Source organism: Dietzia sp. Alg238-R159, from assembly GCF_900537145.1.
Lineage (GTDB): Bacteria > Actinomycetota > Actinomycetes > Mycobacteriales > Mycobacteriaceae > Dietzia > Dietzia kunjamensis.
The window spans coordinates 486,535-508,986 of sequence record NZ_UNRI01000001.1; the positions used below are offsets into that span (position 1 = coordinate 486,535).

Consider the following 22,452-nt stretch of genomic DNA (forward strand, 5'->3'; position numbering starts at 1 on the left):
ACCGTCGGCCGAGCGGGCGGAGAGGGCGGACGTGTCAGTGCTCCTCGGACTCGCCGGCGTACTCCGTCGGACGGGTGTACTCGCCGGCCTCGACGAGCTCGCCCACGACGGCGGCCTCGGTCTCGATCCGGTCGCCGTTGGAGAAGCTCACGGTGGCGGGCACGGAGACCCCGACGTCGAGGTCGTCGGCCGAGGGGAGGGTCGCGGTGGTCTGCTCGACGCAGACGCCCTCCGGTGCGGGGGCGGGCTCTGCGCCTTCGGTCGCGTCGACGACGATCGTGCAGCCACGCTGCAGCGGCCGGGTCTCGCCGAGCTGGACCGGGGTGCCGTCGATCTCGACCTGATCGAGGGAGACGGCCTCGCCGAGGCCGTAGCCGGTGAACGAGGCGACGAATCCGACGCGGGCCTCGCCACCGTTCTCGGGGACGACCACCTGCAGGTCGTTGACGTGCAGGTCGCCCGCGGAACCCCGTCCACCGTCGACCGCGGCGACCTGGTTGGCGGTCTGGGAGACCTGGCCGGCGCTGCAGGCCGACGCCCCGAGGGCGGCGCCCACGGCCAGGACTACGAGCGCGGTGCGGCGCAGGCCGGTGTTCGGTGAAGTCACGTCAGGCTCCTCGGGGATGGTCGTCTCTCAGGCCGGTCTCATCGTAGTCCACGGCCCGTCCAGACCGGCGTCAGAGTGGCCCCCTCACACCCGTGGGATTCCCTCGTCAGCCTGTACACGTTGCTGACCTGCGCAAACGGAAAACGCCTGCACTGAGGGCGTGCTAAGATAGGGCGGTCGAAAGGGGAAAGCCACTCATGGAGTTCAAGGTCGGCGACACCGTCGTCTACCCGCATCACGGCGCCGCCACCATCCAGGCGATCGAGATGCGGACGGTCAAGGGCACCGAGAAGGAATACCTCGTCCTCAAGGTTTCACAGGGCGACCTCACGGTGAAGGTACCGGCCGAGAACGCCGAGTACGTGGGCGTTCGCGACGTGGTGGACCAGGCGGGCCTGGACAAGGTCTTCGAGGTCCTGCGCACCGAGCACGCGGAGGAGCCCACCAACTGGTCGCGTCGTTACAAGGCCAACGGCGAGAAGCTCGCCTCCGGTGACGTCAACAAGGTCGCCGAGGTCGTGCGCGACCTCTGGCGCCGCGATCTCGATCGTGGCCTGTCCGCGGGCGAGAAGCGCATGCTCGCCAAGGCGCGCCAGGTGCTCGTCGGCGAGCTCGCGCTCGCCGAGCGCTCGGACGAGGAACGCGCTGACGCCCTCCTCGGTGAGGTCCTCGGCTCCGCCGCACCGGCGTGACGCGACCGTCGGAGTGATCGGACACGGTCCGGACGGCCACCCCGCCCCCACGGGCAGGGTGGCCGCCGTCGTTCCCGCGGCCGGTTCCGGGCTCCGGCTCGGCGCGGGACTGCCCAAGGCCTTCGTCGAACTCCACGGCCGGACGATGCTGGAGCGGGCCGTCGCCGGCCTGCTGGACTCGGGGGCCGTCGACGATGTGGTGGTGGTGGTCCCGTCGGACCGCGTCCGGGAAGCCGAGTCGATGCTCGCCCGACTCCGGAACGATGACCACCTCGTCGTCGTCGCCACCGGCGGCGCGGAGCGCACCGACTCCGTGCGCAACGGGCTCGCGGCGCTGACCGCCACCCACGGTGATGCCGGCGCGGCGGTGTACGACGTCCTGCTGGTGCACGACGCGGCGCGGTGCCTCACCCCCGCCGCACCGACGCGGCGCGTCGTCGAGGCCGTGCGCTCCGGCGAGGTCGCCGTGGTGCCGGTGCTCCCGGTCGTCGACACCGTCAAACAGGTCGACGTCGACGGCTACGTCGTGGGCACCCCCGACCGTTCCGGGCTGCGCGCCGTCCAGACACCCCAGGGATTCGCTCCCGACGTCCTGCTCGCCGCCTATGACGCGGCCGGGGACATCGCCACCGACGACGCCGGCCTGGTCGAACGGATCGGGCAACGGGTCGCGACCGTCGAGGGAGACGCGCTCGCGTTCAAGATCACCACCGCCACCGACCATGCCCGCGCGCTGACGGAACTCGCCGGATCCCGTCCCGGCTCGGCGCCCCCCGTCCCCGCGGGCCGAATCCAGGAGGACCCGTGACCGGACCCGTCATCCCCCGCGTGGGGATCGGCACCGACGCCCACCGCGTGGAGCCCGGAAAGCGCTGCATGATGGCGTGTCTGCACTTCCCCGAGGACAACGGGTGCGAGGGGCACTCCGACGGGGACGTGGTCGCCCACTCCCTGGTCGACGCCCTGCTCTCGGCGGCGGGCCTCGGCGACCTCGGCGCGCTGGTGGGCACCGGACGACCCGAGTACGACGACGTCTCGGGCGAGCGCCTGCTGCGGGAAGCGGTGGCCGAGCTGGACGAGCACGGGTGGGTGATCGGCAACGCCGCCGTGCAGATGGTGGGCAACCGGCCCAAGATGGGGCCGCGCCGTACCGAGGCCGAGCAGCGATTGTCCGAGATCATCGGCGCCCCGGTCTCCGTCTCCGCCACCACCACCGACGGCATGGGCTTCACCGGCCGCGGTGAGGGGGTCTCCGCCGTGGCCACGGCACTGGTGTACCGGGCCTGACGGCCCGACACCGGTAGACTCGGCACCCGTGACGCTCCATCTGTACGACACCGCCGCCCGCTCCCTGAGGGAGTTCACCCCCGTCCGGGAAGGGCACGCGTCCGTCTACCTCTGTGGAGCCACCCCCCAGTCGGTCCCGCACATCGGCCACGTCCGCTCCGGCGTCGCGTTCGACATCCTGCGCCGCTGGCTCCTCGGATGCGGCTACGACGTGGCGTTCGTGCGCAACGTCACCGACATCGACGACAAGATCCTCACCAAGGCCGCCGAGAACGGGCGCCCGTGGTGGGAATGGGCGGCCACCCACGAGCGCGAGTTCACCCGCGCCTACGACGCGCTCGGCGTGCTGCCGCCGTCCACCGAGCCACGCGCGACCGGGCACGTGACCCAGATGATCGACTACATGGAGAGGCTCATCGAGCGGGGTTTCGCGTATCCGGCCGAGGGCAGCGTCTACTTCGACGTCGCCGCCTGGTCGGCCGCGCCCGAGGGCGACTACGGGCACCTGTCCGGACACCGACTCGACGAGGTCGACCAGGGCGAGTCCGCCGACCTGCGCGGTAAGCGCGACACGCGGGACTTCGCCCTGTGGAAGGCCGCCAAGCCCGGCGAGCCCGCCTGGCCCACCCCGTGGGGCGACGGCAGGCCCGGGTGGCACCTCGAGTGCTCGGCCATGGCCACCTGGTACCTCGGTCACACCTTCGACATCCACGGCGGTGGGCTGGACCTGCAGTTCCCGCACCACGAGAACGAGGCGGCCCAGTCCCACGCCGCCGGCGACGGGTTCGCCCGCTTCTGGCTGCACAACGGCTGGGTGACGATGGCCGGCGAGAAGATGAGCAAGTCACTGGGCAACGTGCTCAGCGTGCCCAACATCCTCACCGCCGTCCGCCCCGTGGAACTGCGCTACTACCTCGGAAGTGCGCATTACCGGTCGATGCTGGAATACTCTCCCGAGGCACTGCAGGAGGCGGCCGCGGCCTATCGCCGGATCGAGGCGCTCGTGCACCGGGTGAACGAGGCCATCGGGTCGGGAACGGCACCGGGGGGCGACGTCCCGGTCGGCGAGTGGACCGACGCGTTCGCCGCCGCGATGGACGACGATCTCGGGGTCCCCGCCGCGCTGGCGGAGATCCACGGCCGGGTCCGCGCCGGCAACACCGCGTTGTCGTCGGGGGATCTCGACGCGGCGCTCGCGGCGGCGTCGTCCGTCCGGGCGATGGCCGCGGTGCTGGGCGTCGACCCGCTGGACCCGCAGTGGACCTCCGCCGGGGGTGGGGAGGACGCGGCGTTGACAGCACTCGATCTCCTTGTGCGCGCAGAACTCGAGGCCCGCGCCGACGCGCGGGCGAACAAGGACTTCGCCACCGCCGACGCCATCCGTGACCGACTGGTCACGGCGGGTATCGAGGTGGCCGACACAGCGGACGGCCAGAAGTGGTCGCTCGCCAACCGGAAGGACTGACATGGCGGGCAATTCGAGCCGGCGCGGAGCGATCCGCAAATCCGGCACCAAGAAGGGACAGGTCGTCGGCTCCGGCGGCCAGCGCCGTCGCGGGCTCGAGGCGCGCGGCGCCACCCCCAAGGCCGAGGACCGGACCTACCACCCGGCGCACCGCAAGGCCAAGGCCGCGTCGCGCAAGTCGGACGGTGCCCAGCAGCGCCGCCAGTACGCCCAGAAGAAGGCCGACGGGCCCGAACTCGTGGTGGGCCGCAACCCGGTCGTGGAGTGCCTGCGCGCCGGAGTCCCGGCGACGGCGTTGTTCGTGGCCGTGGGGGCCGACAACGACGAGCGGCTCACCGAGGCCGTGCGGTTCGCCGCCGACAAGGGGATCTCGATCCTCGAGGTGCCCCGCCACGATCTCGACCGGATGACCTCCAACGGCATGCACCAGGGGATCGGTCTCCAGGTTCCTCCCTACGAGTACGCCGACCCGGACGACCTCATCCAGAGTGCCATGCACTCCTCGAAGCCGGCCCTGCTGGTGGCGCTCGACAACATCACCGACACTCGCAACCTCGGCGCCGTCATCCGGTCGGTCGCGGCCTTCGGTGGGCACGGCGTGCTGATCCCCGAGCGGCGCAGCGCGTCCATCACCGCGGTGGCGTGGCGCACCTCGGCCGGCGCCGCGGCCCGCCTGCCCGTGGCCAAGGCGACCAACCTCAACCGGACGCTGCTCGACTGGGCCAAGCAGGGCGCGCAGCTCGTCGGCCTGGACGCCGGGGGCGACGTCTCGTTGGACGACTACGACGGCACCGGTCCCACGGTCATCGTCGTGGGTTCCGAGGGCAAGGGCCTGTCCCGCCTCGTCCGCGAGAACTGTGACTCGATCCTGTCCATCCCGATCGCGTCCGAGGTCGAGAGCCTCAACGCCTCGGTGGCGGCGGGCGTGGTGCTCTCGGAGTTCGCGCGGCAGCGGCGCGTCAAGCGCTGACCCGCCGAGGCGGGAGCCCGGTCCGCCCGGCCCGCTGGCCCGCTGGTCCGCTGGTTCGCCCGGCCCGCCAGCGCGCTGGTCCGCGGCATCCGCTACCGCGCCTGGCGTCTCGCACGCGCGCCTGAACGTTCGCTCGCCGGCATGGCGTCTGGCCTGCCCCGGTGCGCGCGCGAGACGCCATGCCGACGAGCGGCTGTGGGCTGGCTGAGCAGGCGCGTGAGCGAGACGCCAGGCGCGGGAGCGGCTGTAGATGCGGGCGCAGGTCGGGCGCAGGGACCGTCCCGCGGAGGGTGTCAGGCCCGCGGCCGGCGCGGGGAGCGGCACCGGTCGAACGCCGACCGGGCGTGCTCCCAGGACTCCACCCCGTAGTACAGGTGGCCGGCGATCATGTAGAGCGCGGCGAACCGCTGGTAGGTCCACGCCCGGTCGAGGAAGGTCTCGTCGGCCCGCCCGGTGTAGTGGGCCAGCACGTCCTCGACGAAGCGCGGGCCGTATTCGTACAGCTCGGCGAAGTCGACGGCCGGGTCGCCCAGGCACATGTCGGTGAAGTCGATGAGGCCGAGCCTGCCGGGTCCGCCGAGCCTGCCGGGTCCGCCGAGCCTGCCGGGCCCACTGACCCCACCGGCCCTGCCGAGCCCGCCGGCCGCTTGCCCGGCCGCCTGACCGCGGTCCCAGTACAGGTGTCGGACGTAGACGTCGTTGTGCAGCAGCACCCGCGGTAGGAGGGTGGACTGCAGCGCCCCGACCTCGTCGCAGATCTCCCTGGCCGTGGCCATCTCGGCGTCGGTGAACACCGCCGGCAGGTTGTTGTGCACGATCCCGCGGACGAAGTCCAGGTTCTCCGGCTGGTAGGAGTGGGGCACCCGGTCGATCGGGGGCGCCGAGGTGTCCTGGATGTGCAGCGCGGCCAGCAGCGCGCCGAGTTGGGCGGCGAGTGTCGTCCTCTCGGTGGCGGGCAGGCTGTCGAACAGCTCCGGGGTGAGGCGCTGCCCGCGCACCAGCGGGTACCCGGCGAAGCGGCCGTGCGCGGGTACGTGGGAGTAGTGGGGGAGCGCGGCGTCGACGCGTCCCGCCAGGTGATCGAGGACCGCGATCTCGGTCGGCAGCTGCGCGAGGGCCTGGTCATCGGCGGGGAACCGGAACACCAGTTCGCGGTGGCCGTGCGCATCCGCCCCGGAGCACCCGCGGCAGATCATCACGACGTGGTCCCAGCCCTCGTCGATCCGCTCGGCGGAGTCCCAGGTCAGGGTGGGGTAGGCGGCGCGAATGGCCTCGAGTTCGGCGGCATCGTCGGGCGCTACGGCAGCACCGTCCGCCCCAGTACCGTCCGGCCCAGCACCGTCCGGCCCGGCACCGTCCGGCCCGGCACCCGCGGTCATCGCCGCACCGCCGCGACACCGCGGCACGAGAGGTAGATGACGAACGAGATCGTGGTGACGAACACCGAGACCGGCACGCCCGGCGCGAGGGAGAGCAGCATCCCCCCGACGGCCGCGATCTCGGCGAACAGGATCGTCAGCCCGATCGCCCGCAGCGGGCTGGAGGTGACGGCGGCTGCGGCGGCGGCGGGCGTGATGAGCAGGGACAGGACCAACAGTGCGCCGACGACCTGCACGGCCTGCGCGGCGGCCAGCCCCACGAGCACGGCGAAGACCATGTTGATGGCCCGCACCGGGACGCCCCGCGCCTCGGCGACCTCGGGGTCGGCCGACGAGAACACCAGTGGCCGGTACAGCACGATCAGCGCGCCCACGATGATGGCCGCGACCACCGCCATCTGCACCAGCCCGTGCTCGGACACTCCCACGATCTGCCCGGTGAGCAGGGAGAAGCTCGTCCCCGAGCGGCCGGGGTAGAGATGGATGAACAACACGGCCAGGCCGAGTCCGAACGCCATGACCACGCCGATCGAACTGTCGCGCTGGGACGCCCGGGAGCCCATCAGACCGAACATCAGTGCAGCGATCACCGACCCCAGGACGGCGCCCAGCCCCAGGTTGAGCCCGAACAGCAGCGCGGCGGCTGCGCCGGTGAGGGCGAGCTCGCTGGCGCCGTGCACGGAGAACGACATCTGCCGCATCACGATGAACGGCCCGATCGCACCGGAGAGCAGGCCGAGCAGTGCGATCGCGGCAAGGCCGTAGAGCACGAAGTCCTGCTCCAGCAGGTACGCGGTGGTCTCGGTGTCGGCGATGGACCCGAGGATCTCGAGCAGTCGGTCCATCAGTGCGCTCCATGTCCGTGGTCGTGGCCGCCTGCGGCGTCGTCATCGTGGTGGTGGTGCCCGCTCGACCAGGGTTCTGCGACGAGGTGCTGGGTGTCGCCCACCACGATGATCTGTCCGCGCACGCGCAGGACCTCGACGGGGGAGGAGTACAGCTCGGACATGACCTCGGTGGTGAAGACCTCGTCCGGGGTGCCGATGCGGTGCCGGCCGTCGACCAGGTAGACGATCCGGTCGACCATCGGCAGCACCGGGTTGATCTCGTGGGTGACGAACACGACCGCGGTGTCGTGCTCGCGGCGTCGGTGGTCGAGTACGGAGGCGACGGTGCGTTGACCGGTGAGGTCGAGGCTGAGCAGCGGTTCGTCACAGAGCATGACGCACGGGTCGCACGCGATGGCCTGGGCGACCCGCACGCGTTGTTGCTCGCCGCCGGACATCCGGCCGAGTGGCTTGTCGGCGAGCTTTCCGGCCGCGAGCCTGGTGAGGGCGTCGTCGACGATGCGCCGCTTTCCGGCGCGCCGTGACGGCCAACCGGGGCCCCAGCGGGTGCCGTCGATCCCGAGGGACACGAGGTCGCGTCCGCGCAGGGTGATGCCGGGGTCGAAGGCGCGCTGTTGCGGTACGTAGCCGAGGTGGGTGCCGCGGTCGCCGGGGGCGCGACCGTCGACGAGGACGGTGCCGGAGGCGGGCCGGTGTTCGCCGAGCAGCACCTTGAGCAGGGTGGTCTTGCCGGCGCCGTTGGGTCCGAGGACGGCCACGAACTCGCCGGGGGCGATCTCCAGGTCGAGGTCGCGGATGAGGGTGCGGCCGCCGCGGGAGACCGTCACGCCCTGCAGCGCGACGACCGGTCCGGGGCCGGGGGCGCCGCGGGCGTGGCCCGACCCGGGTTCAGTGGCCACCGTCGCCCACCGGGGTCGCGTCGGCCAGTGCGCCGGAGAGGTCGTCGACGATCCCCGTCATCCAGCCGATGTAGTCGGCGCCCTCGGGGAGGGTCTCGGTGAGGTCGACGACGACGAGGTCGGCGTCCTCGGCCGCGTCGCGGACGCGGGCGGTCACGGAGGTCTCGGTCTGGGTGTTGAAGGCCAGGAACGCGACCCGTCGCTCGGCCAGCAGGTCGAGCATGGCGGCGAGGTCGGCGGCGGACGGGTCGGTGTCGTCCTCGACGGAGGCGAGGAACCCGCGCGGCGTCAGGTCGGTCAGGTGCGCGGCCTCGAACAGGTGCGCGCCGACCCGCTCGGTCTGGGCGTAGGGGAAGTGGCCGCGGTCGTGGATCTCGTCGAGCCGCGCCTCGAGCGGGGTCAGGGCGTCGGCGAAGGCGCGGGCGTTGTCGCGGTACTGCTCGGCGTTGCCGGAGTCGATCGCGGCGAGTTCCTCGGCCACCCGCTCGGCCACGGCGGCGGCGGTGGGCAGGCTGAACCACACGTGTTCGTTCTCGGCCGCCTCGTGCGAGTGGTCGCCGTCGGCATGGTCGTCGCCGTCCGCGTGGTCCTCCTCCGCGTGGTCGTGCCCGTCCACCGAGGCGCTGGTGACCCGCTCGAACTCGTCGACCCCCCGCACGACGGGCACATCCCCGGCGTTGTCCAGCGCCATGTCCACGAACGCGTCGTAACCGGCGCCGTTGTAGACGACCAGGTCGGCGCCCGCGACCGCGGCGGCATCGGCAGGGCTGGCCTCGTAGGAGTGCGGGTCGGCGGCCGGGTCGGAGATCACCGACTCCACCGAGGCGTTGTCGCCGGCGACCTGCTCGGCGATGTCCGCGTAGACGGTCGTCGAGGCGACGACGGTCGGCCCGTCGTCGCCCGTGCCGGCGTCGCCGTCGGTGCCGCAGGCGGTGAGCACGCCCCCGCCCAGGAGGGCGGCCGCGGCGAGGGCCAGCGCGCGGGGCGTGCGGGCGGGGGAGGTGCGGGCGGGTGAGGAGGACGACATCGCGTGGACCACTCTCGTAGTAATGGGAACCGTTGTCGTTAAGTGTAGATCCGCGACGCGGCGAGCGTGTACATCCGGGGGTGTCAGCCCCGCAGATCGGCGAGAGTGTCGAGCAGCTCCACGACGGCGGGGATGTCCGCGACGCGGTGCGCGGCCGCCGTCTCGCCCTCGCCGACCTTGACGCCGACGTCCTGCGGTCGCAGGCGCGCGAAGCCGCGCTCATCGGTGACGTCGTCGCCGATGAACAGCGCCACCTCCGCTCCGGTTTGCTCGACCATCGTCTCGATGGCCGCGCCCTTGCTCGCCTCCCGCACGGCGATCTCCACGACGTTCTTGCCCTCGGTGACGAACACCCCGTCGAGTGCGGCCGGCCCGGCCATCGCCTCGGCCTGCGCGCGGTCCCGCTCCGCGGGATCGGCCACCGGGCGGACGTGCAGGACGGCGGCCGTCGGCTTGGTCTCGACGTGCGCCCCGGGGGTGCGGGAGACGATCTCCTCGAGGGCGGACCGCACCCGGGACAGCAGCGCCACCTCGTCGTCGTCGAGGGGGGAGTCGAAACCACCCTCCCACTCCGACCCGTGGCTGCCCACCAGGACCACCGGGGCGTCGGCGCCGCTCACCTCCGCCAGCGCCGCGCGGTTACGGCCGGACAGCAGGGCGACGGTGGTCCGGGGCAGCCCCGCCAGTCTCGCCAGGGCGTCCGCGGCACCGGGGGCGGGCACGGCCTTTGTGGGGTCGTCGACGAACGGGGCGAGCGTGCCGTCGTAGTCGCACGCCACCACGAGGGTGGGGGCGTCGGCGGCGCGGCGCAGCGCCTCGTCCAGGGTCTCGGCGGTGGTCATGGACGTCAGGATAGGCGCGCCGCCCGGACCCGGGCACCGCGAAAGCGCCCGGCACGCCATGTGACGCGTGTTACGTTAAGGAGACTCAAAGGCTGAAGTCGGGCGTCGGAAGGACGTACCGGTGAGCGCAGAGGATCGGGCACCGGGTGCGCCCAGTGTCCGACCGCGACCGGAAGGTGAGAAGACCATGGCACCATCAGTGCTTAGGACATCCGTACGCCGTCGTCCGATGAGCGTGATCGCCGCCGCCGCGGTGATCGGCCTGGGGCTCACGGGCTGTACCTCGACGAATTCCGACGACGACTCGAGTCTGCTGGAGACCCTGCAGGACCGCGGCAGCGTGACGGTCGGCTTCGCCGGCGAGGCGCCCTACTCGTTCCAGGAGAACGGCGAGCTCACCGGCGCCACGGTCGCCCTCCACCGCGAGATCTTCGGGAATCTGGGCATCGACACCGTCGAGGGCGTGAACGCGGACTTCGGTGCCCTCATCCCCGGTCTCCAGGCCAACCGCTTCGATGTGGTGAGCGCGGGCATGTCGATCCTCCCGGAGCGCTGCGAGCAGGCCGCGTTCAGCGAGCCCGAGTTCAACTACACCACCGCCCTCATGGTCGAGGAGGGCAACCCGATGAACCTCACGGACATGCAGTCCGTCGCCGAGAGCGGTGCGCGGCTCGCGACGATGACGGGCGCGATCGAGTCCGACTACGCCTCCGAGCTGGGTATCGACAGCATGCAGGTCGCCACCCCCCAGGACGGGATGGACGCCGTCACCTCCGGGCGCGCCGACGTCTTCGCCCTGACCGGCATCTCGCTGAACTGGATGAAGAACAACAACCCCGACGCCCCCGTCGAGGTGACCGAGTCGTTCGTCGCGGAGATCAACGGCGAGCCGCAGGTCGGCGCGGGCGGTACCGTGTTCCGCACCGACGACCAGGAGCTCCTCGACGCCTACAACGAGGAACTGGCCAAGATCACCTCCGATCCGGAGAAGTACCTCTCCATCGTGGGTGAGTTCGGGTTCACCGAGGGGGAGCTCCCCGACCCCGCGCTGACGACCGCCGACCTCTGCGCCGGCGAGTGACGGTGCACGGAGTCCGGTGACGAACGACCGTGGAAAGTAACATCGAGGCCTTCCTGGAGGCGTGGCCCCGCTTCCAGGAAGGCATCGTCACCACCATCTATCTGACACTGGGCGGTGCGGCGCTGGGCTTCGCCATGGCGCTGGTCCTCGGCGTGGCGGCCGGGTCCCGCCTCATGGTGATCCGCGGGGTGTCGAGGACGATCGTCGAGTTCTTCCGGGGCACCTCGTTGCTGGTGCAGCTGTTCTGGCTGTTCTTCGTGCTGCCGCTGCTCGGCTACGAACTCGATCCGCTCTTCTGCGGAATCCTGGCGCTGGGACTCAACTACGGCGCGTACGCCGCCGAGGTGGTCCGTGGTTCGCTGGCCGCCGTCCCGACCCCGCAGAAGGAGGCCGCGGTCGCCCTCAACTTCTCGCCCTGGCATCGCATGTCCAAGGTCGTCTTCCCGCAGGCGTGGGTGCAGATGATCCCGCCGCTGAACAACCTCCTGGTCCAGCTCCTCAAGGGGAGTGCCCTGGCCAGCTTCATCCTGCTGCAGGACCTGACCTTCCACATCGGGGAGCTGCGCCGGGTGACCGGCGATACGGTGTTCGCCTTCGGCGTCGGGCTGATCCTCTACTTCGTCATCGCGTACGTCCTCACCCTGTTCATGAATCTCCTCGAGGTCCGGGCGAAGTCCCGACTGGGGGCGGGGCCGTCGCTCCGTGAGGTGCTCAGCCTGCGACCCGAACGGGTCAACGAGGCAGTGGGGGTGGGCCGATGAGCGTCGATTGGAGCTGGGAACGCGCCATCGAGAGCATCCCGATCCTGCTGGAGGGGTTCCGGATCACCCTGCTGGCCACCGTCGTCGGCTTCCTCATCGCCGCGGTGCTGGGACTGGTCGTCGCGATGGTGCGTCGCGCCGCGCCCGCCGTGATCACCGTGCCCCTGCGCCTGGTCACCGAGTTCATCCGCCTGACCCCGCTCGTCGTCCAACTGTTGTTCGCGTACTTCCTGCTCCCGCAGTTCACCGCGCTGCAGATCGGCATCGCCGTGATCGGCGTGCACTACGCGACCTATATGGCGGAGGTGTACCGCGCGGGCATCGACGCGGTCCCGACCGGGCAGTGGGAGGCCGCCCGGGCACTGTCACTCCCCGCGGGGCGCACCTGGCGTGCCGTCGTCCTGCCCCAGGCGATCCGCAACACGGTCCCGGCGCTAGGGAACTACGCGATCTCCCTGTTCAAGGACACCCCGTTCCTGTTCGCGATCACGGTGGTGGAGATGGTGACCGCCGCGCAGCAGTACGGCGCCCGCAACTTCCAGTACCTCGAGCCGATCACCCTCGCCGGGGTGATCTTCCTGCTCGCGAGCTACCCGACCTCGATCCTCATCCGGAGACTGGAGAAGTCCCTTGTCTACTGACCCCAGCGCGCCGACGCGGCCGAGCACGCCGACAGGCGGCGAGTCGCCGATGGTGGTGTTCGAGAAGGTGGTCAAGCAGTTCGGCGACCACGTGGTCCTGGACCACCTCGACTTCACCGTGCGGCGGGGCGAGCGGGTCGCGCTGATCGGCCCCAGCGGGTCGGGCAAGACGACGATCCTGCGCCTGCTGATGACCCTCGAGGAGGCGAACGACGGCGTGATCTGGGTGGAGGGCGAACCCCTGACGCACCAATTCAAGGGCGACACGCTGGTCAAGGCCTCCCAGAAGCACCTGCGCGCCGTCCGCTCGAAGATCGGGATGGTGTTCCAGCAGTTCAACCTGTTCCCCAACATGACGGTGCTCGAGAACATCACCGAGGCGCAGATCCACGTCCTGGGGCGGTCCAAGGGGGAGGCGGTGGAGCGGGCACGTGAGCTCCTCGACACGGTCGGTCTCGCGGACAAGGAGAACGCCCACCCGACCACGCTGTCGGGCGGGCAGCAGCAGCGGGTCGCCATCGCCCGGGCGCTGGCGATGGATCCCGATATCCTGCTCCTCGACGAGGTCACCTCAGCTCTCGATCCAGAGCTGGTCGCCGACGTGCTCGGGGTGCTGCGGATGATCGCCGAGTCCACCGACATCACGATGCTCATCGTGACCCACGAGATGGGGTTCGCCCGCGACGTGGCCGACCGCGTGCTGGTGTTCGATCAGGGCACGATCGTGGAGGAGGGCACCCCCGAGGCCATCTTCACCGATCCCAAGCAGGACCGGACACGCACGTTCCTCAAGGCCGTCCTCGAACGGTGACCCGCCCCGTGTGGCGTGACGCTTGACCGTGACCCGGCCGCCTGTAGGATTGTCGACAATCAGACGGTTCCATGGAAGGCGCGCCGATGACCCTGTCGCACACGGCCCTCGAACTGGCCGACGGCTACCGCCGGGGCGAACTCTCCCCGGTCGATGCCGCCGAGGAGGTGCTCACCGCGATCGATCGGGTCGACGGCGAGATCAACGCCTTCTGTCACGTCGATCGTGACGCGACGCTGACGGCCGCGCGGTCGTCCGAGGAGCGGTACCACCGTGGTGAACCGCTGAGCCCGCTGGACGGCGTCCCCACCACGATCAAGGACATCTTCTACACCCGCGGCGTCCCGACGCTCCGGGGGTCCCGCCTCCTGGCCGACAAGCCCGGTGCGTCCGATCCCGCCTCGTGGCCCGACGACGCCCCCGTCACATCGGCGGTCGGTGAGGCCGGGTGCGTGGTGATCGGCAAGACCACCACCCCGGAGTTCGCGTGGAAGGGGGTCACGGACAACACGCTCACCGGGATCACCCGTAATCCGCACGACCCGGGCCTCACCCCGGGCGGATCCAGCGGCGGGGCGGCGGCCGCGGTCGCCGCCGGGCTCGGCCAGCTCGCGCTGGGCACCGACGGTGGCGGGTCGGTGCGCATCCCCGCCGCGTTCTGCGGGATCGTGGCGCTCAAGCCCACCTACGGCGTGATCCCTATGTTCCCGTCCAGCCCGTTCGGCACGCTCGCGCACGCCGGGCCGATGACCCGCACGGTCGCCGACACGGCCGCGTTCATGGACACCCTCCTGCGTCCGGATCCCCGCGACTGGTCGGCGGTGCCGGCGCGCGCGACGACCCCCGGTCCGGGCGGGTACCTCGCCGCGGCCGTCGACGGCTCACGCGGGGACCGCCCACTCGAGGGACTGCGCGTCGCGTACAGCCCCGACCTCGGTTTCGGCACCACCGACCCGGAGGTCGAGCGGGAGGTCGGACGCGCGGTCGCCGTGCTGGAATCGTTGGGGGCGCGGGTCGAGACGGTCGACCCCGGGATCACCGATCCGGTCGACGCGTTCCACGTCCTGTGGTTCGCCGGTCTCGCCGCGGTCCTCGCGCCCCACGGGCCGGGCGCCGTCGACCACGTCGACCCGTCGATGCGCGAGGCGCTGGGCCGGTACCACGACTACTCCGCCGCCGACTATCTCGACGCCGTCGCGGTGCGGATGGCCCTGGGCGCGCGGATGGCCGACTTCCACCGTGCCCACGACATACTCATCACGCCCACCACGCCGATCGCCGCCTTCGCGGCGGGATCGGACGTGCCGCCGGGCTGGCACAGTCCCGACTGGACGTCGTGGACGCCGTACACCTATCCGTTCAACATGACCCAGCAGCCGGCGCTGAGCGTCCCCTGCGGGACGACCGACGCGGGCCTCCCGGTGGGGCTGCAGGTGGTGGGTGCGCGGTTCGAGGACCGACTGGTGGTCCGGGTCGGTGCCGCACTCGAAGCCGCGCTCGGTCAGGTCGTGCCCACCCCGCGGGTCCACGCGGCGGGGCGTCCGGGGGACGGTCGGCCGTGATCGACTCGACCGCGGGACTGGAACCCGTCGTCCAGGAGTCGACGCCGTCTCTCATCGCGCGCGCTCTGCGGAGGGGCATCGCGGACGGCTCGCTGGCCCCCGGGACACAACTGGGCGAGGCCGCTCTCGCACGCTCGCTCGGCGTGAGTCGCGGCCCGCTGCGCGAGGCGATGCAGCGGCTCACCCAGGAGGGGTTGCTCGTCTCGCACCGCAATCGCGGACTGTTCGTCGCCGACCTGACGCCCGACGCCGTCGAGGACATGTACCTGCTGCGGACGACCATCGAGACCGGTGCTCTGGAGCGGGTGCTCGATCTGGGTCTGGGGGAGGCCACTGCCGACGCCCTCGACGCGGCCGTCGACGCCATGGCGGCGCTGGCCGACGAACCCCGGTCTGCGGCCATGGTGGCGGCGGATCTGGACTTCCACCACGCGCTGGTGGAGGCCGCGCGGAGCCCGCGGTTGTCGCGGGTGCACGAGACCGTGGTGGTGGAGACGAGTATGTGCCTCCACGCGATGCGCAGCACCTATACCGACGCCGCGTCCAGGCTCACGGAGCACCGCGCGATCGCGGACGCGGTGCGCTCGGGCGACCGACTCCGGGCCCGGACGTTGCTCGTCGACCACATGCGGGACGGGCTGGCCAGGGTCAGCGAGGGCGCGTAGCTCGGGGGACGGCGGTCAGGGCACGGAGCTCAGTGGCTCGACCCGAGGCCGTTCCGCAGTGCCCACGCCACGGCCTGCGGCCGGGTCGTCACCCCGATCTTGCGGTAGGCGTCCCGGATGTAGGACTTCACGGTGTTGATCGACAGGTAGCAGGCCGCGGTGATCTCCTCGTTCGACCGGCCCTGGGTGATGAGCGCCAACATCTCCGCCTCCCGGGGGGTCAGGCCCACACCGCCAGTGGGCCACGGCGCGGCCGGCCCGGAGTCCTCCCGGTCGATCACCGTGACGCGCTCACCGGCAGCGATGCGTTCGATACCGCTGACCAGCTCGTCCCCGATCAGGGACTTGGCGAGAAAACCCCGGGCCCCGGCCGCCAGCGCCTCGTCGACGGCCTTCGGATCGGTGATGAACGAGTAGACCGCCACCGCGCCGATCTGCGGGTCACGGGCGAGTTCGGCGCACCGCTGCTGCCACCCGGGGCCGGAGCCGAAGGTGTCGAACAGGGCGACGTCGACCGGCGTGGCGACGTCGGTCGCGTGATGGGTCGGCACCACGTGCACCCGGTCGGCGTACGGACCCAGCAGGGCCTCCACGCCGGCGACGACCAGCGAGTAGTCGTTGACCACCGAGACCCGGACCTTCATGAAGGGACATTAGCAGTTGTGACCCATCCCACCCCTGGGGGTGTGCCGAATCCCCCGGGGACATCGGAAGCTGGACCGGACGGCGAGGGGAACCATGATGCAGACAGCGATGACCAGACTCGACGATCGGTGGGCGTGGGCCGACTCCGGGATGTGCCGCGAGATCCCGGACCTCTTCTACAACTCGGAGGACGAGGCCAAGTCGACGCGGCGCCGCAAGGAGGCCGCCGCCAAGAAGCTCTGCGCGCAGTGTCCCGTCATCGACGCGTGCCGTCAGCACGCGATGGCCCAGCGTGAGCTGTACGGCGTGTGGGGCGGGATGACCGAGGCCGAGCGTCACCGCCGGGCCGGCCGCGTGCGCACCGGCTAGGGGAGCCAGCGGGTCGGCTCGGTTCGGGTCGGCTCAGCGCACGGGGATCGCGACCAACTTGGTCTCGACGAACTCTTCGATCCCGCTGAGCCCGCCCTCGCGCCCCAGCCCGGACTGCTTGATGCCGCCGAACGGGGCGGCCGGGTTGGACACCACGCCGACGTTGATGCCGACCATGCCGGCCTGGAGCCGCTCGGACATGGTCATGGCGCGGTCGAGGTTCTCGGTCATCACGTACGAGACCAGGCCGAACTCGGTGTCGTTGGCCAGTGTCACGGCCTCGTCGTCGGTGTCGAACGGTACGAGGGCGGCGACGGGGCCGAAGATCTCGGTCGACATCAGCTCGGCGTCCGGGGTGACACCGGTGAGCACGGTGGGCGGGTAGAAGTAGCCGGGGCCCTCCAGGCGCGAACCGCCGGTCAGCACCTCGGCCCCGCGCTCGACGGCGTCGTCGACCAGGTCCACGACCTTGGTGACGGCCTTCTCCTCGACCAGCGGGCCCACGTCGGTGCCCTCGGTGGTGCCGTCACCCACGGTCAGGGCGGACATCTTCTCGGTCAGGCGCCGACCGAACTCGTCGAGGACCGAGCGGTGCACGAGGATCCGGTTGGCCGACGTGCAGGCCTCGCCCATGTTGCGCATCTTGGCGGCCATCGCGGCGGCCACGGCGGTGTCCATGTCCGCGTCCTCGCAGACCACGAACGGCGCGTTGCCGCCGAGCTCCATGGAGGTGCGCAGCACCCCGCGCGCGCACTGCTCGAGGAGCGTGCGGCCGACGGGCGTGGATCCGGTGAAGGACAGCTTGCGGGCGATGCCGGAGTCGATCCACGGCTCCACCACGCCGCCGGCGTCGGTCGTGCACACCACGTTGAGGACGCCGTCGGGCAGCCCCGCCTCGCGCAGGAGGTCCACCACGTACAGCGAGGTCAGTGGCGTGAGGTTGGCGGGCTTGAAGACCATGGTGCAGCCGGCGGCGATGGCGGGTCCGATCTTGCGGGTGGCCATGGCCAGGGGGAAGTTCCACGGGGTGATGAGGATGCACGGTCCCACGGGCTCGTGGGTGACCATGAGCCGGGTCTTGCCGTCGGGGGAACGGCGGGCGTCGCCGCGGATGCGGCAGGCCTCCTCGGAGAACCAGCGGAAGAACTCGGCCCCGTAGGTGACCTCGCCCCGCGCCTCGGCGAGCGGCTTGCCCATCTCGGTGGTCATGAGCAGCGCCACCTCGTCGGCGCGCTCGATGAGCAGCTCGTAGGCCCGGCGCAGGATCTCGGCCCGCTCGCGGGCGGGGACGTCCGCCCACTCCGGTTGGGTGCGGCCGGCGGCCTCGATCGCGGCGGCGGCATCACTGGCCCCGCCGTCGGCGATGGTCGCGATCGCGTCACCGGTCGCGGGGTTGACCACGTCGAACGTCGCGCCGGAGGCGGCGTCGCGCCAGGCCCCGTCGACGTGGATGCCGGTCCCGAGGGCGCTGATGATGTCGGCTGCGGAGCGGGTCATGTGGGCCTCCTGGTGGGTGCGGGGCGGGGGTCGGGACGGGGGTCGGGGTCGAGCAGTTCGAACAGGTGGCGGCCGGTGCGGCCGGGTCCCGTGGTGGGGTCGCCGGCGCCGAGGTGGTCGACCTGGGTGGCGCACGAGAACCCGTCGGTGAGGACGGGGGCGTCGGTGTCGGCGCGCAGGGCGGGGGCGAGGGCTAGTTCGGCGACGGCCGCGGTGACGGTCTCGTGGCCGGCGGTGAAGCCGAAGTCGCCGGCGACGCCGCAGCAGCCGGTCGCCTCGCGGACCGAGCCCACGCCGAGGGCGGTGAGCGTGGCGCGTTGGACGCGGTTGCCGAAGGTCGCGTACTCGTGACAGTGGGTCTGGACGGTGACGCGGTCCGGGGGCGCGCCGCCGGGCCACGCGGGGGCGCGGCCCTCGGCGGCGAGCCGGCCGAGGTGGTCGGCGGAGGACCGGACACGGGCGGCCACGCGGCGGGCGGCGTCCGCGTGGGGGGTGTCGGCGAGCAGGCGGGGGAGGTCCTCGCGCAGGGTGGCGGCGCAGGAGGGTTCGACGACGACGACGGGGACCTCCTCCCCACCCGGCCCGCGGATCGCGTCGAGGCGGCGCGCGGTCGAGGTCATGGTGCGGCGTGCGGCATCGAGTCGGCCGGTGGTGACGTGGGTCAACCCGCAGCACTGGTCGGCTGTGCAGGCGACGGAGGTGTGCGTGCCGCCCAGCACGCGGGCGGCGGCGCCGGCGACCGCGGGGCGCAGTCCGCGGGTGAACGAGTCGAGGAACAGCACGACCTCTGCGGAGGTGCGCCCCGGTGCCGGTTCGCGGACGGTCCAGACGCTCTCCGGTACCCGGGCGAGCTCGTCGCGCAGCTGCCGGGCGGACGCGAAGCGGGGCAGGGTGCGCTCGGTGTTCAGACCCCCGATCCGCGCCGCGGCGCGGCCGGCGCGGGTTCCCAGCAGGGCGTTGATCGGCCCGGCCGCGCGGACGGTGCCGCGGAGCCACAGCGGGAGCAGGCCCAGCGAGTAGTGGGCCGTCGGTCGCACTCGACGCGTGTAGCGACGGTGCAGGGCCTCGGACTTGAAGGTGGCCATGTCGACGCCGGTCGGGCAGTCCGAGGAGCACGCCTTGCACGCGAGGCACAGTTCGAGCGACTCCTCGACGGCCGGGTCGTCGATCGGCAGGGTGCCGCGGACCACCTCCTGCAGGACGCGGGCCCGACCGCGGGTGGAGTCCTTCTCGTCCCCGGTGGCCCGGAAGGACGGGCACATCACACCGCCGGAGGTGGTGCGACAGCGGCCCACGCCGATGCAGGCCTGGACCGGGTGGGCGCCGTCCGGCGAGGTGAGCAGGCCCAGGTCGCGTCGGCCCACCCCGGCCAGGGCCAGATCGGCGTCGAGGGGCCGGGTGGCGGTCAGGCCGCCCGGGGCGAGGATCCCCGCCGGGTCCCAGACCCCGGCGAAGCGGGCGAAGGCGTCCAGCATCTCGGGCGAGTACATCACCGGCAGCAGTTCGGAGCGGGCACGGCCGTCGCCGTGCTCCCCGGACAGCGACCCGCCGTGCCGCACCACGAGGTGGGCGGCGTCGGTGCAGAACTCGCGCATGACGGACCTGCCCGCGTCCGAGCGCAGGTCGAAACTGATCCGGATGTGCATACAGCCCGCCCCGAAGTGCCCGTACATGACGCCCGTGAGCTCGTGCCGGGCCAGTAGGTCGCGGAAGTCGGCGAGGTAGTCGGCGAGCCGCTCGGGGGCGACGGCGGAGTCCTCCCAGCCGGGCCAGGACTCGATGGTCGCGCCCGTCGCCGGATCGGTCAGTCTCGAGCTCAGCCCGGCGCCGTCCTCACGCACGCGCCACAGGTCCGCGCGGGCCACGGGATCGGTCACGACGAGGACCTCGAGAGCGTGGCCGTCCCGCGTCAGCTCGTCGGCCAGTTCGGCCACCCGGGCGTCGAGCCCACGACCGCCGGCGCCGGCCTCGTCGTCGTCACCCCCGTCGTCGTCGCCCCCGTCGTCGTCACTCCCGTCGTCATCGAGTTCCACGAACAGCCACGCGTGGCCGCGCGGCATCTCGGCGACCGAGTCGGCCCCGCGGCGCTGCCGCATCGTCGCGACGATCACCTCGTCGATACCCTCTACGGCTGTGGGGCGGTGTCGCAGGATGGCTGGCACGTCCCGCGCAGCGTCCACCACGTCGGCGTACCCCACGACCGCCAGCCCGGTGCGCGCGGAACGGGGGACGGCCCGCACGGTCGCGGCGGTGACGATCGCGCACGTGCCCTCGGAGCCCACGAGGGACCGCGCCACGTCGAAGCCCTCCTCGGGCAGCAGGTGACGCAGGTGGTAGCCGGACACCTGGCGGGGGAGGCGGCCGAGTTCGGTGCGGATGGCGGCCAGGTGGTCGGCGGTCAGGTCCTGCAACCGTGTGGTGAGGTGCTCGGCGCGGGCGGCGGCGGGCGCGTCGGCCGGATCGGTGGCCTCGACGCCGCTGCGGGTGGCGGTGAGGCGCAGTCCGTCGGCGGTGACGATCCGCAGCGCCTCGACGTGGTCGGCGGTCCGGCCGTGGCGCACGGAGTGGTTGCCGCACGCGTCGTTGCCGATCGCGCCGCCCAGGCAGGCGCGGGACTGGCTCGAGGGGTCCGGGGCGAAGGTCAGGCGGTCGCCCGTGGCGGCGTGGACGGCCTCGCGCAGGGCCGTGAGCACGGTGCCGGCCTCGGCGGTGACGGTCCCCGCCGCCTCGTCCACCTCGAGGACCCGGTTCATGTGCCGGGACAGGTCCAGGACCAGGCCGGTGCCGATCGCGTTCCCGGCCATCGACGTGCCGCCGCCACGGGCGGTCGCGGGAACCCCGAGCCGGTGACACACGGCCAGGGCGGCGGCGACCTCGCTCTCCGACCGCGGGAACAGCACGGCGGCGGGCACGACCCGGTAGTTCGAGGCGTCGTAGGAGTACTCGGCGATCCGGCGGGGGTCCGACTCGGGCGCCAGACCCGCGTCCACGAGCGCGCCGACGAGCGCCCGCCCGGGGGCGTCCGGTGCGACGTGGGAGGTCACGCCGCCCCGTCGCACACCCGGTGCACGGCGCGGGTGAAGCGCTCGACACCAGCGTCCACCTCGTCGGCGGTCACCACCAGCGCGGGGATGAGGCGCACGACCGAACCGGTCGGGCCGCAGGTCAGGGTGAGCAGGTCCTCGTCGATGCACGCCTGCTGCACCGCCGCGGCCAGGCGGGCGGCCTCGAGCGCACCGGAGCTGCCGGCGGGCGCGCCTGCGTCGCCGAACTCGACGCCCAGCATGAGCCCGGTCCCGCGGATGTCGCAGATCTCGCCCACGTCGCCGAGGGTACGCCGGAGCCCGTCGAGAAGCTGGGTTCCGCGGGCGGCGGCGTTGTCCACCAGGCCTTCGCGCTCGACCACGCCGAGGGTGGCGACCCCGGCCGCCGCGGCGACCGCGTTGCCGCCGTAGGTGCCGCCCTGCGACCCCGGCCAGGCCTTGGCCATGAGGGCGGAGGGTGCGGCGATCGCGGAGATGGGGAAGCCCGAGGCGATGCCCTTGGCGGTGATGATGATGTCCGGCACGAGCCCGTCGGTGTGCTGGTGACCCCAGAACCGGCCGGTGCGCCCGATGCCGGCCTGGACCTCGTCGAGGATCAGCAGCGCGCCGGTCCGGTCGGCGCGCTCGCGCAGTCCCTCCAGGTAGCGCGGGGGAGTGGCCATGTACCCGCCGTCGCCCAGCACGGGTTCGATCAGGAAGGCCGCGATCTCGCGGGCGTCGACCCGGGTGGCCATGAGGTAGTCGAGCTCGGCCAGCGCGAAGTCGATCGCGTCGTCCTCCGTCCACCCGTGGCGCAGGGCGTGCGGGAACGGGGTCATCACGACTCCACCCATGAGCGGGGAGAACCCGGCGGAGAAGCGGGTGCCCGCGGTGGTGAGGCTGGCGGCGGCGACGGTGCGGCCGTGGAAGCCGCCCTGGACGGTGACGATGTTGGGCCGGCCGGTGGCCATGCGGGCCAGCCGGACCGCGGCCTCGACTGCCTCGGATCCGGAGTTGGCGTAGAAGACCGAGTCGATCCCCTCGGGCAGGTGCTCGCCCAGCTTCTCGGTGAGCTCCAACAGCGGCTGGTGCATGACGGTCGTGTACTGCGCGTGGATGATCTTCCCGCACTGCTCGCGTGCCGCGGCGACCACGGCGGGGTGGCAGTGGCCGGTGCTGGTCACGCCGATGCCGGTCGTGAAGTCCAGGTAGTCGCGGCCGTCGGTGCCGTGGATCCACGAGCCGAGGGCGTGGTCCACCACGACGGGCGTGGCCTGCTTGAGATGGGGCGACAGGTGCGCGGTCATGGGTGCCAGTGTGTGGCGCGCCACGGTCGATTGTCAACAATCCGACGATCCTGGTTCGCGTGAGGGCCGGCGCG

Annotated in this window: 22 protein-coding genes; 12 read left to right on the forward strand and 10 right to left on the reverse strand. The window is 72.1% G+C overall.

All coding sequences use genetic code 11. The features are described 5' to 3' along the window. Positions 1-34: 34 nt before the first annotated feature. Positions 35-607, reverse strand: a complete 573-nt coding sequence (locus G6R20_RS02220; protein ID WP_067711632.1) for a hypothetical protein — start codon at positions 605-607, stop codon at positions 35-37. A 197-nt stretch (positions 608-804) separates the two neighbouring features. Here G6R20_RS02220 and G6R20_RS02225 point away from each other — a divergent pair, with 197 nt between their 5' ends. From G6R20_RS02225 to rlmB, 5 genes are read left to right on the forward strand one after another with little or no spacing between them, the layout of a single operon-like run. Further along, complete coding sequence (locus G6R20_RS02225; protein WP_067711635.1) at positions 805-1,299, forward strand: CarD family transcriptional regulator; 495 nt, start codon at positions 805-807, stop codon at positions 1,297-1,299. Between the two features lie 16 nt (positions 1,300-1,315). Then, positions 1,316-2,107 (forward strand): 2-C-methyl-D-erythritol 4-phosphate cytidylyltransferase, encoded by a 792-nt coding sequence (ispD, locus tag G6R20_RS02230; RefSeq protein WP_235027740.1) that lies wholly within the window; start codon positions 1,316-1,318, stop codon positions 2,105-2,107. Then, positions 2,104-2,586, forward strand: coding sequence for a 2-C-methyl-D-erythritol 2,4-cyclodiphosphate synthase (gene ispF / locus G6R20_RS02235; RefSeq protein ID WP_069390411.1), 483 nt, complete (start codon positions 2,104-2,106; stop codon positions 2,584-2,586). The genes ispD and ispF overlap by 4 nt, the downstream gene beginning before the upstream one ends. Before the next feature lie 28 nt (positions 2,587-2,614). Continuing rightward, positions 2,615-4,051 carry a cysteine--tRNA ligase gene (cysS, locus tag G6R20_RS02240; protein ID WP_163375456.1) on the forward strand — a complete coding sequence of 479 codons (1,437 nt, stop codon included), beginning with the start codon at positions 2,615-2,617 and terminating at the stop codon, positions 4,049-4,051. Position 4,052: 1 nt separating this feature from the next. Further along, on the forward strand, positions 4,053-5,021 hold the full coding sequence (gene rlmB / locus G6R20_RS02245) for a 23S rRNA (guanosine(2251)-2'-O)-methyltransferase RlmB (RefSeq protein WP_069390413.1): 969 nt from the start codon (positions 4,053-4,055) through the stop codon (positions 5,019-5,021). A 293-nt stretch (positions 5,022-5,314) separates the two neighbouring features. Here the strand turns inward: rlmB and G6R20_RS02250 are convergent, their stop codons facing one another. From G6R20_RS02250 to otsB, 5 genes are all read right to left on the reverse strand, one after another. Next, the gene (locus G6R20_RS02250; protein WP_163375457.1) at positions 5,315-6,400 is read right to left on the reverse strand and encodes a phosphotransferase; all 1,086 of its coding nucleotides are present in this window, start codon (positions 6,398-6,400) and stop codon (positions 5,315-5,317) included. Further along, positions 6,397-7,245, reverse strand: a complete 849-nt coding sequence (locus G6R20_RS02255) for a metal ABC transporter permease (RefSeq protein WP_096906094.1) — start codon at positions 7,243-7,245, stop codon at positions 6,397-6,399. Before G6R20_RS02255 ends, G6R20_RS02250 begins: the two co-directional genes overlap by 4 nt. Then, positions 7,245-8,084: an ATP-binding cassette domain-containing protein gene (locus G6R20_RS02260; protein WP_240341268.1), complete on the reverse strand. Its 840-nt coding sequence runs from the start codon at positions 8,082-8,084 to the stop codon at positions 7,245-7,247. The genes G6R20_RS02255 and G6R20_RS02260 overlap by 1 nt, the downstream gene beginning before the upstream one ends. 52 nt (positions 8,085-8,136) lie before the next feature. Next, entirely contained in the window at positions 8,137-9,174 is a 1,038-nt protein-coding gene (locus tag G6R20_RS02265) for a zinc ABC transporter substrate-binding protein (protein WP_163375459.1), read from the reverse strand. 83 nt (positions 9,175-9,257) lie between these two features. Then, positions 9,258-10,016: a trehalose-phosphatase gene (otsB, locus tag G6R20_RS02270; protein ID WP_132062723.1), complete on the reverse strand. Its 759-nt coding sequence runs from the start codon at positions 10,014-10,016 to the stop codon at positions 9,258-9,260. A gap of 229 nt (positions 10,017-10,245) precedes the next feature. On the opposite strand from otsB, the gene ehuB reads away from it, so the two are divergent. The 6 genes from ehuB to G6R20_RS02300 all read left to right on the forward strand — a co-directional run bounded on the left by ehuB (position 10,246) and on the right by G6R20_RS02300 (position 15,537). Continuing rightward, positions 10,246-11,097 carry an ectoine/hydroxyectoine ABC transporter substrate-binding protein EhuB gene (gene ehuB, locus G6R20_RS02275; protein ID WP_205475706.1) on the forward strand — a complete coding sequence of 284 codons (852 nt, stop codon included), beginning with the start codon at positions 10,246-10,248 and terminating at the stop codon, positions 11,095-11,097. Positions 11,098-11,126: 29 nt separating this feature from the next. Beyond that, entirely contained in the window at positions 11,127-11,858 is a 732-nt protein-coding gene (gene ehuC, locus G6R20_RS02280) for an ectoine/hydroxyectoine ABC transporter permease subunit EhuC (protein WP_067711660.1), read from the forward strand. Continuing rightward, entirely contained in the window at positions 11,855-12,499 is a 645-nt protein-coding gene (ehuD, locus tag G6R20_RS02285; RefSeq protein WP_069388849.1) for an ectoine/hydroxyectoine ABC transporter permease subunit EhuD, read from the forward strand. Before ehuC ends, ehuD begins: the two co-directional genes overlap by 4 nt. Before the next feature lie 49 nt (positions 12,500-12,548). Then, positions 12,549-13,310, forward strand: a complete 762-nt coding sequence (gene ehuA, locus G6R20_RS02290) for an ectoine/hydroxyectoine ABC transporter ATP-binding protein EhuA (protein WP_163375708.1) — start codon at positions 12,549-12,551, stop codon at positions 13,308-13,310. Between the two features lie 86 nt (positions 13,311-13,396). Next, a complete protein-coding gene (locus G6R20_RS02295) occupies positions 13,397-14,872 on the forward strand; it encodes an amidase (RefSeq protein ID WP_163375460.1) in 1,476 nt (491 codons plus the stop codon). After that, positions 14,869-15,537, forward strand: coding sequence for a GntR family transcriptional regulator (locus G6R20_RS02300; protein WP_069388851.1), 669 nt, complete (start codon positions 14,869-14,871; stop codon positions 15,535-15,537). The genes G6R20_RS02295 and G6R20_RS02300 overlap by 4 nt, the downstream gene beginning before the upstream one ends. Before the next feature lie 29 nt (positions 15,538-15,566). Here the strand turns inward: G6R20_RS02300 and G6R20_RS02305 are convergent, their stop codons facing one another. Next, a complete protein-coding gene (locus tag G6R20_RS02305) occupies positions 15,567-16,181 on the reverse strand; it encodes a response regulator transcription factor (protein ID WP_096906087.1) in 615 nt (204 codons plus the stop codon). Positions 16,182-16,278: 97 nt separating this feature from the next. Here G6R20_RS02305 and G6R20_RS02310 point away from each other — a divergent pair, with 97 nt between their 5' ends. Beyond that, positions 16,279-16,551, forward strand: coding sequence for a WhiB family transcriptional regulator (locus G6R20_RS02310; RefSeq protein WP_240341269.1), 273 nt, complete (start codon positions 16,279-16,281; stop codon positions 16,549-16,551). Between the two features lie 33 nt (positions 16,552-16,584). Here the strand turns inward: G6R20_RS02310 and G6R20_RS02315 are convergent, their stop codons facing one another. From G6R20_RS02315 to G6R20_RS02325, 3 genes are read right to left on the reverse strand one after another with little or no spacing between them, the layout of a single operon-like run. Next, positions 16,585-18,048, reverse strand: a complete 1,464-nt coding sequence (locus tag G6R20_RS02315) for an NAD-dependent succinate-semialdehyde dehydrogenase (RefSeq protein WP_163375461.1) — start codon at positions 18,046-18,048, stop codon at positions 16,585-16,587. Next, positions 18,045-21,092 (reverse strand): FAD-binding and (Fe-S)-binding domain-containing protein, encoded by a 3,048-nt coding sequence (locus G6R20_RS02320; protein ID WP_240341236.1) that lies wholly within the window; start codon positions 21,090-21,092, stop codon positions 18,045-18,047. Before G6R20_RS02320 ends, G6R20_RS02315 begins: the two co-directional genes overlap by 4 nt. Continuing rightward, positions 21,089-22,378, reverse strand: a complete 1,290-nt coding sequence (locus G6R20_RS02325) for an aspartate aminotransferase family protein (RefSeq protein ID WP_096906084.1) — start codon at positions 22,376-22,378, stop codon at positions 21,089-21,091. The genes G6R20_RS02320 and G6R20_RS02325 overlap by 4 nt, the downstream gene beginning before the upstream one ends. Positions 22,379-22,452: the final 74 nt, after the last annotated feature.

Bases quoted from the DNA above. Each gene is read 5' to 3' on its own strand.
- G6R20_RS02225 (WP_067711635.1), top strand. From the start codon at position 805: ATGGAGTTCAAGGTCGGCGACACCGTCGTCTACCCGCATCACGGCGCC.
- rlmB (WP_069390413.1), top strand. From the start codon at position 4,053: ATGGCGGGCAATTCGAGCCGGCGCGGAGCGATCCGCAAATCCGGCACC.
- G6R20_RS02250 (WP_163375457.1), bottom strand. From the start codon at position 6,400: ATGACCGCGGGTGCCGGGCCGGACGGTGCCGGGCCGGACGGTGCTGGG.
- G6R20_RS02255 (WP_096906094.1), bottom strand. From the start codon at position 7,245: ATGGACCGACTGCTCGAGATCCTCGGGTCCATCGCCGACACCGAGACC.
- G6R20_RS02265 (WP_163375459.1), bottom strand. From the start codon at position 9,174: ATGTCGTCCTCCTCACCCGCCCGCACCTCCCCCGCCCGCACGCCCCGC.
- otsB (WP_132062723.1), bottom strand. From the start codon at position 10,016: ATGACCACCGCCGAGACCCTGGACGAGGCGCTGCGCCGCGCCGCCGAC.
- ehuB (WP_205475706.1), top strand. From the start codon at position 10,246: ATGAGCGTGATCGCCGCCGCCGCGGTGATCGGCCTGGGGCTCACGGGC.
- ehuD (WP_069388849.1), top strand. From the start codon at position 11,855: ATGAGCGTCGATTGGAGCTGGGAACGCGCCATCGAGAGCATCCCGATC.
- ehuA (WP_163375708.1), top strand. From the start codon at position 12,549: ATGGTGGTGTTCGAGAAGGTGGTCAAGCAGTTCGGCGACCACGTGGTC.
- G6R20_RS02295 (WP_163375460.1), top strand. From the start codon at position 13,397: ATGACCCTGTCGCACACGGCCCTCGAACTGGCCGACGGCTACCGCCGG.
- G6R20_RS02305 (WP_096906087.1), bottom strand. From the start codon at position 16,181: ATGAAGGTCCGGGTCTCGGTGGTCAACGACTACTCGCTGGTCGTCGCC.
- G6R20_RS02310 (WP_240341269.1), top strand. From the start codon at position 16,279: ATGCAGACAGCGATGACCAGACTCGACGATCGGTGGGCGTGGGCCGAC.
- G6R20_RS02315 (WP_163375461.1), bottom strand. From the start codon at position 18,048: ATGACCCGCTCCGCAGCCGACATCATCAGCGCCCTCGGGACCGGCATC.
- G6R20_RS02325 (WP_096906084.1), bottom strand. From the start codon at position 22,378: ATGACCGCGCACCTGTCGCCCCATCTCAAGCAGGCCACGCCCGTCGTG.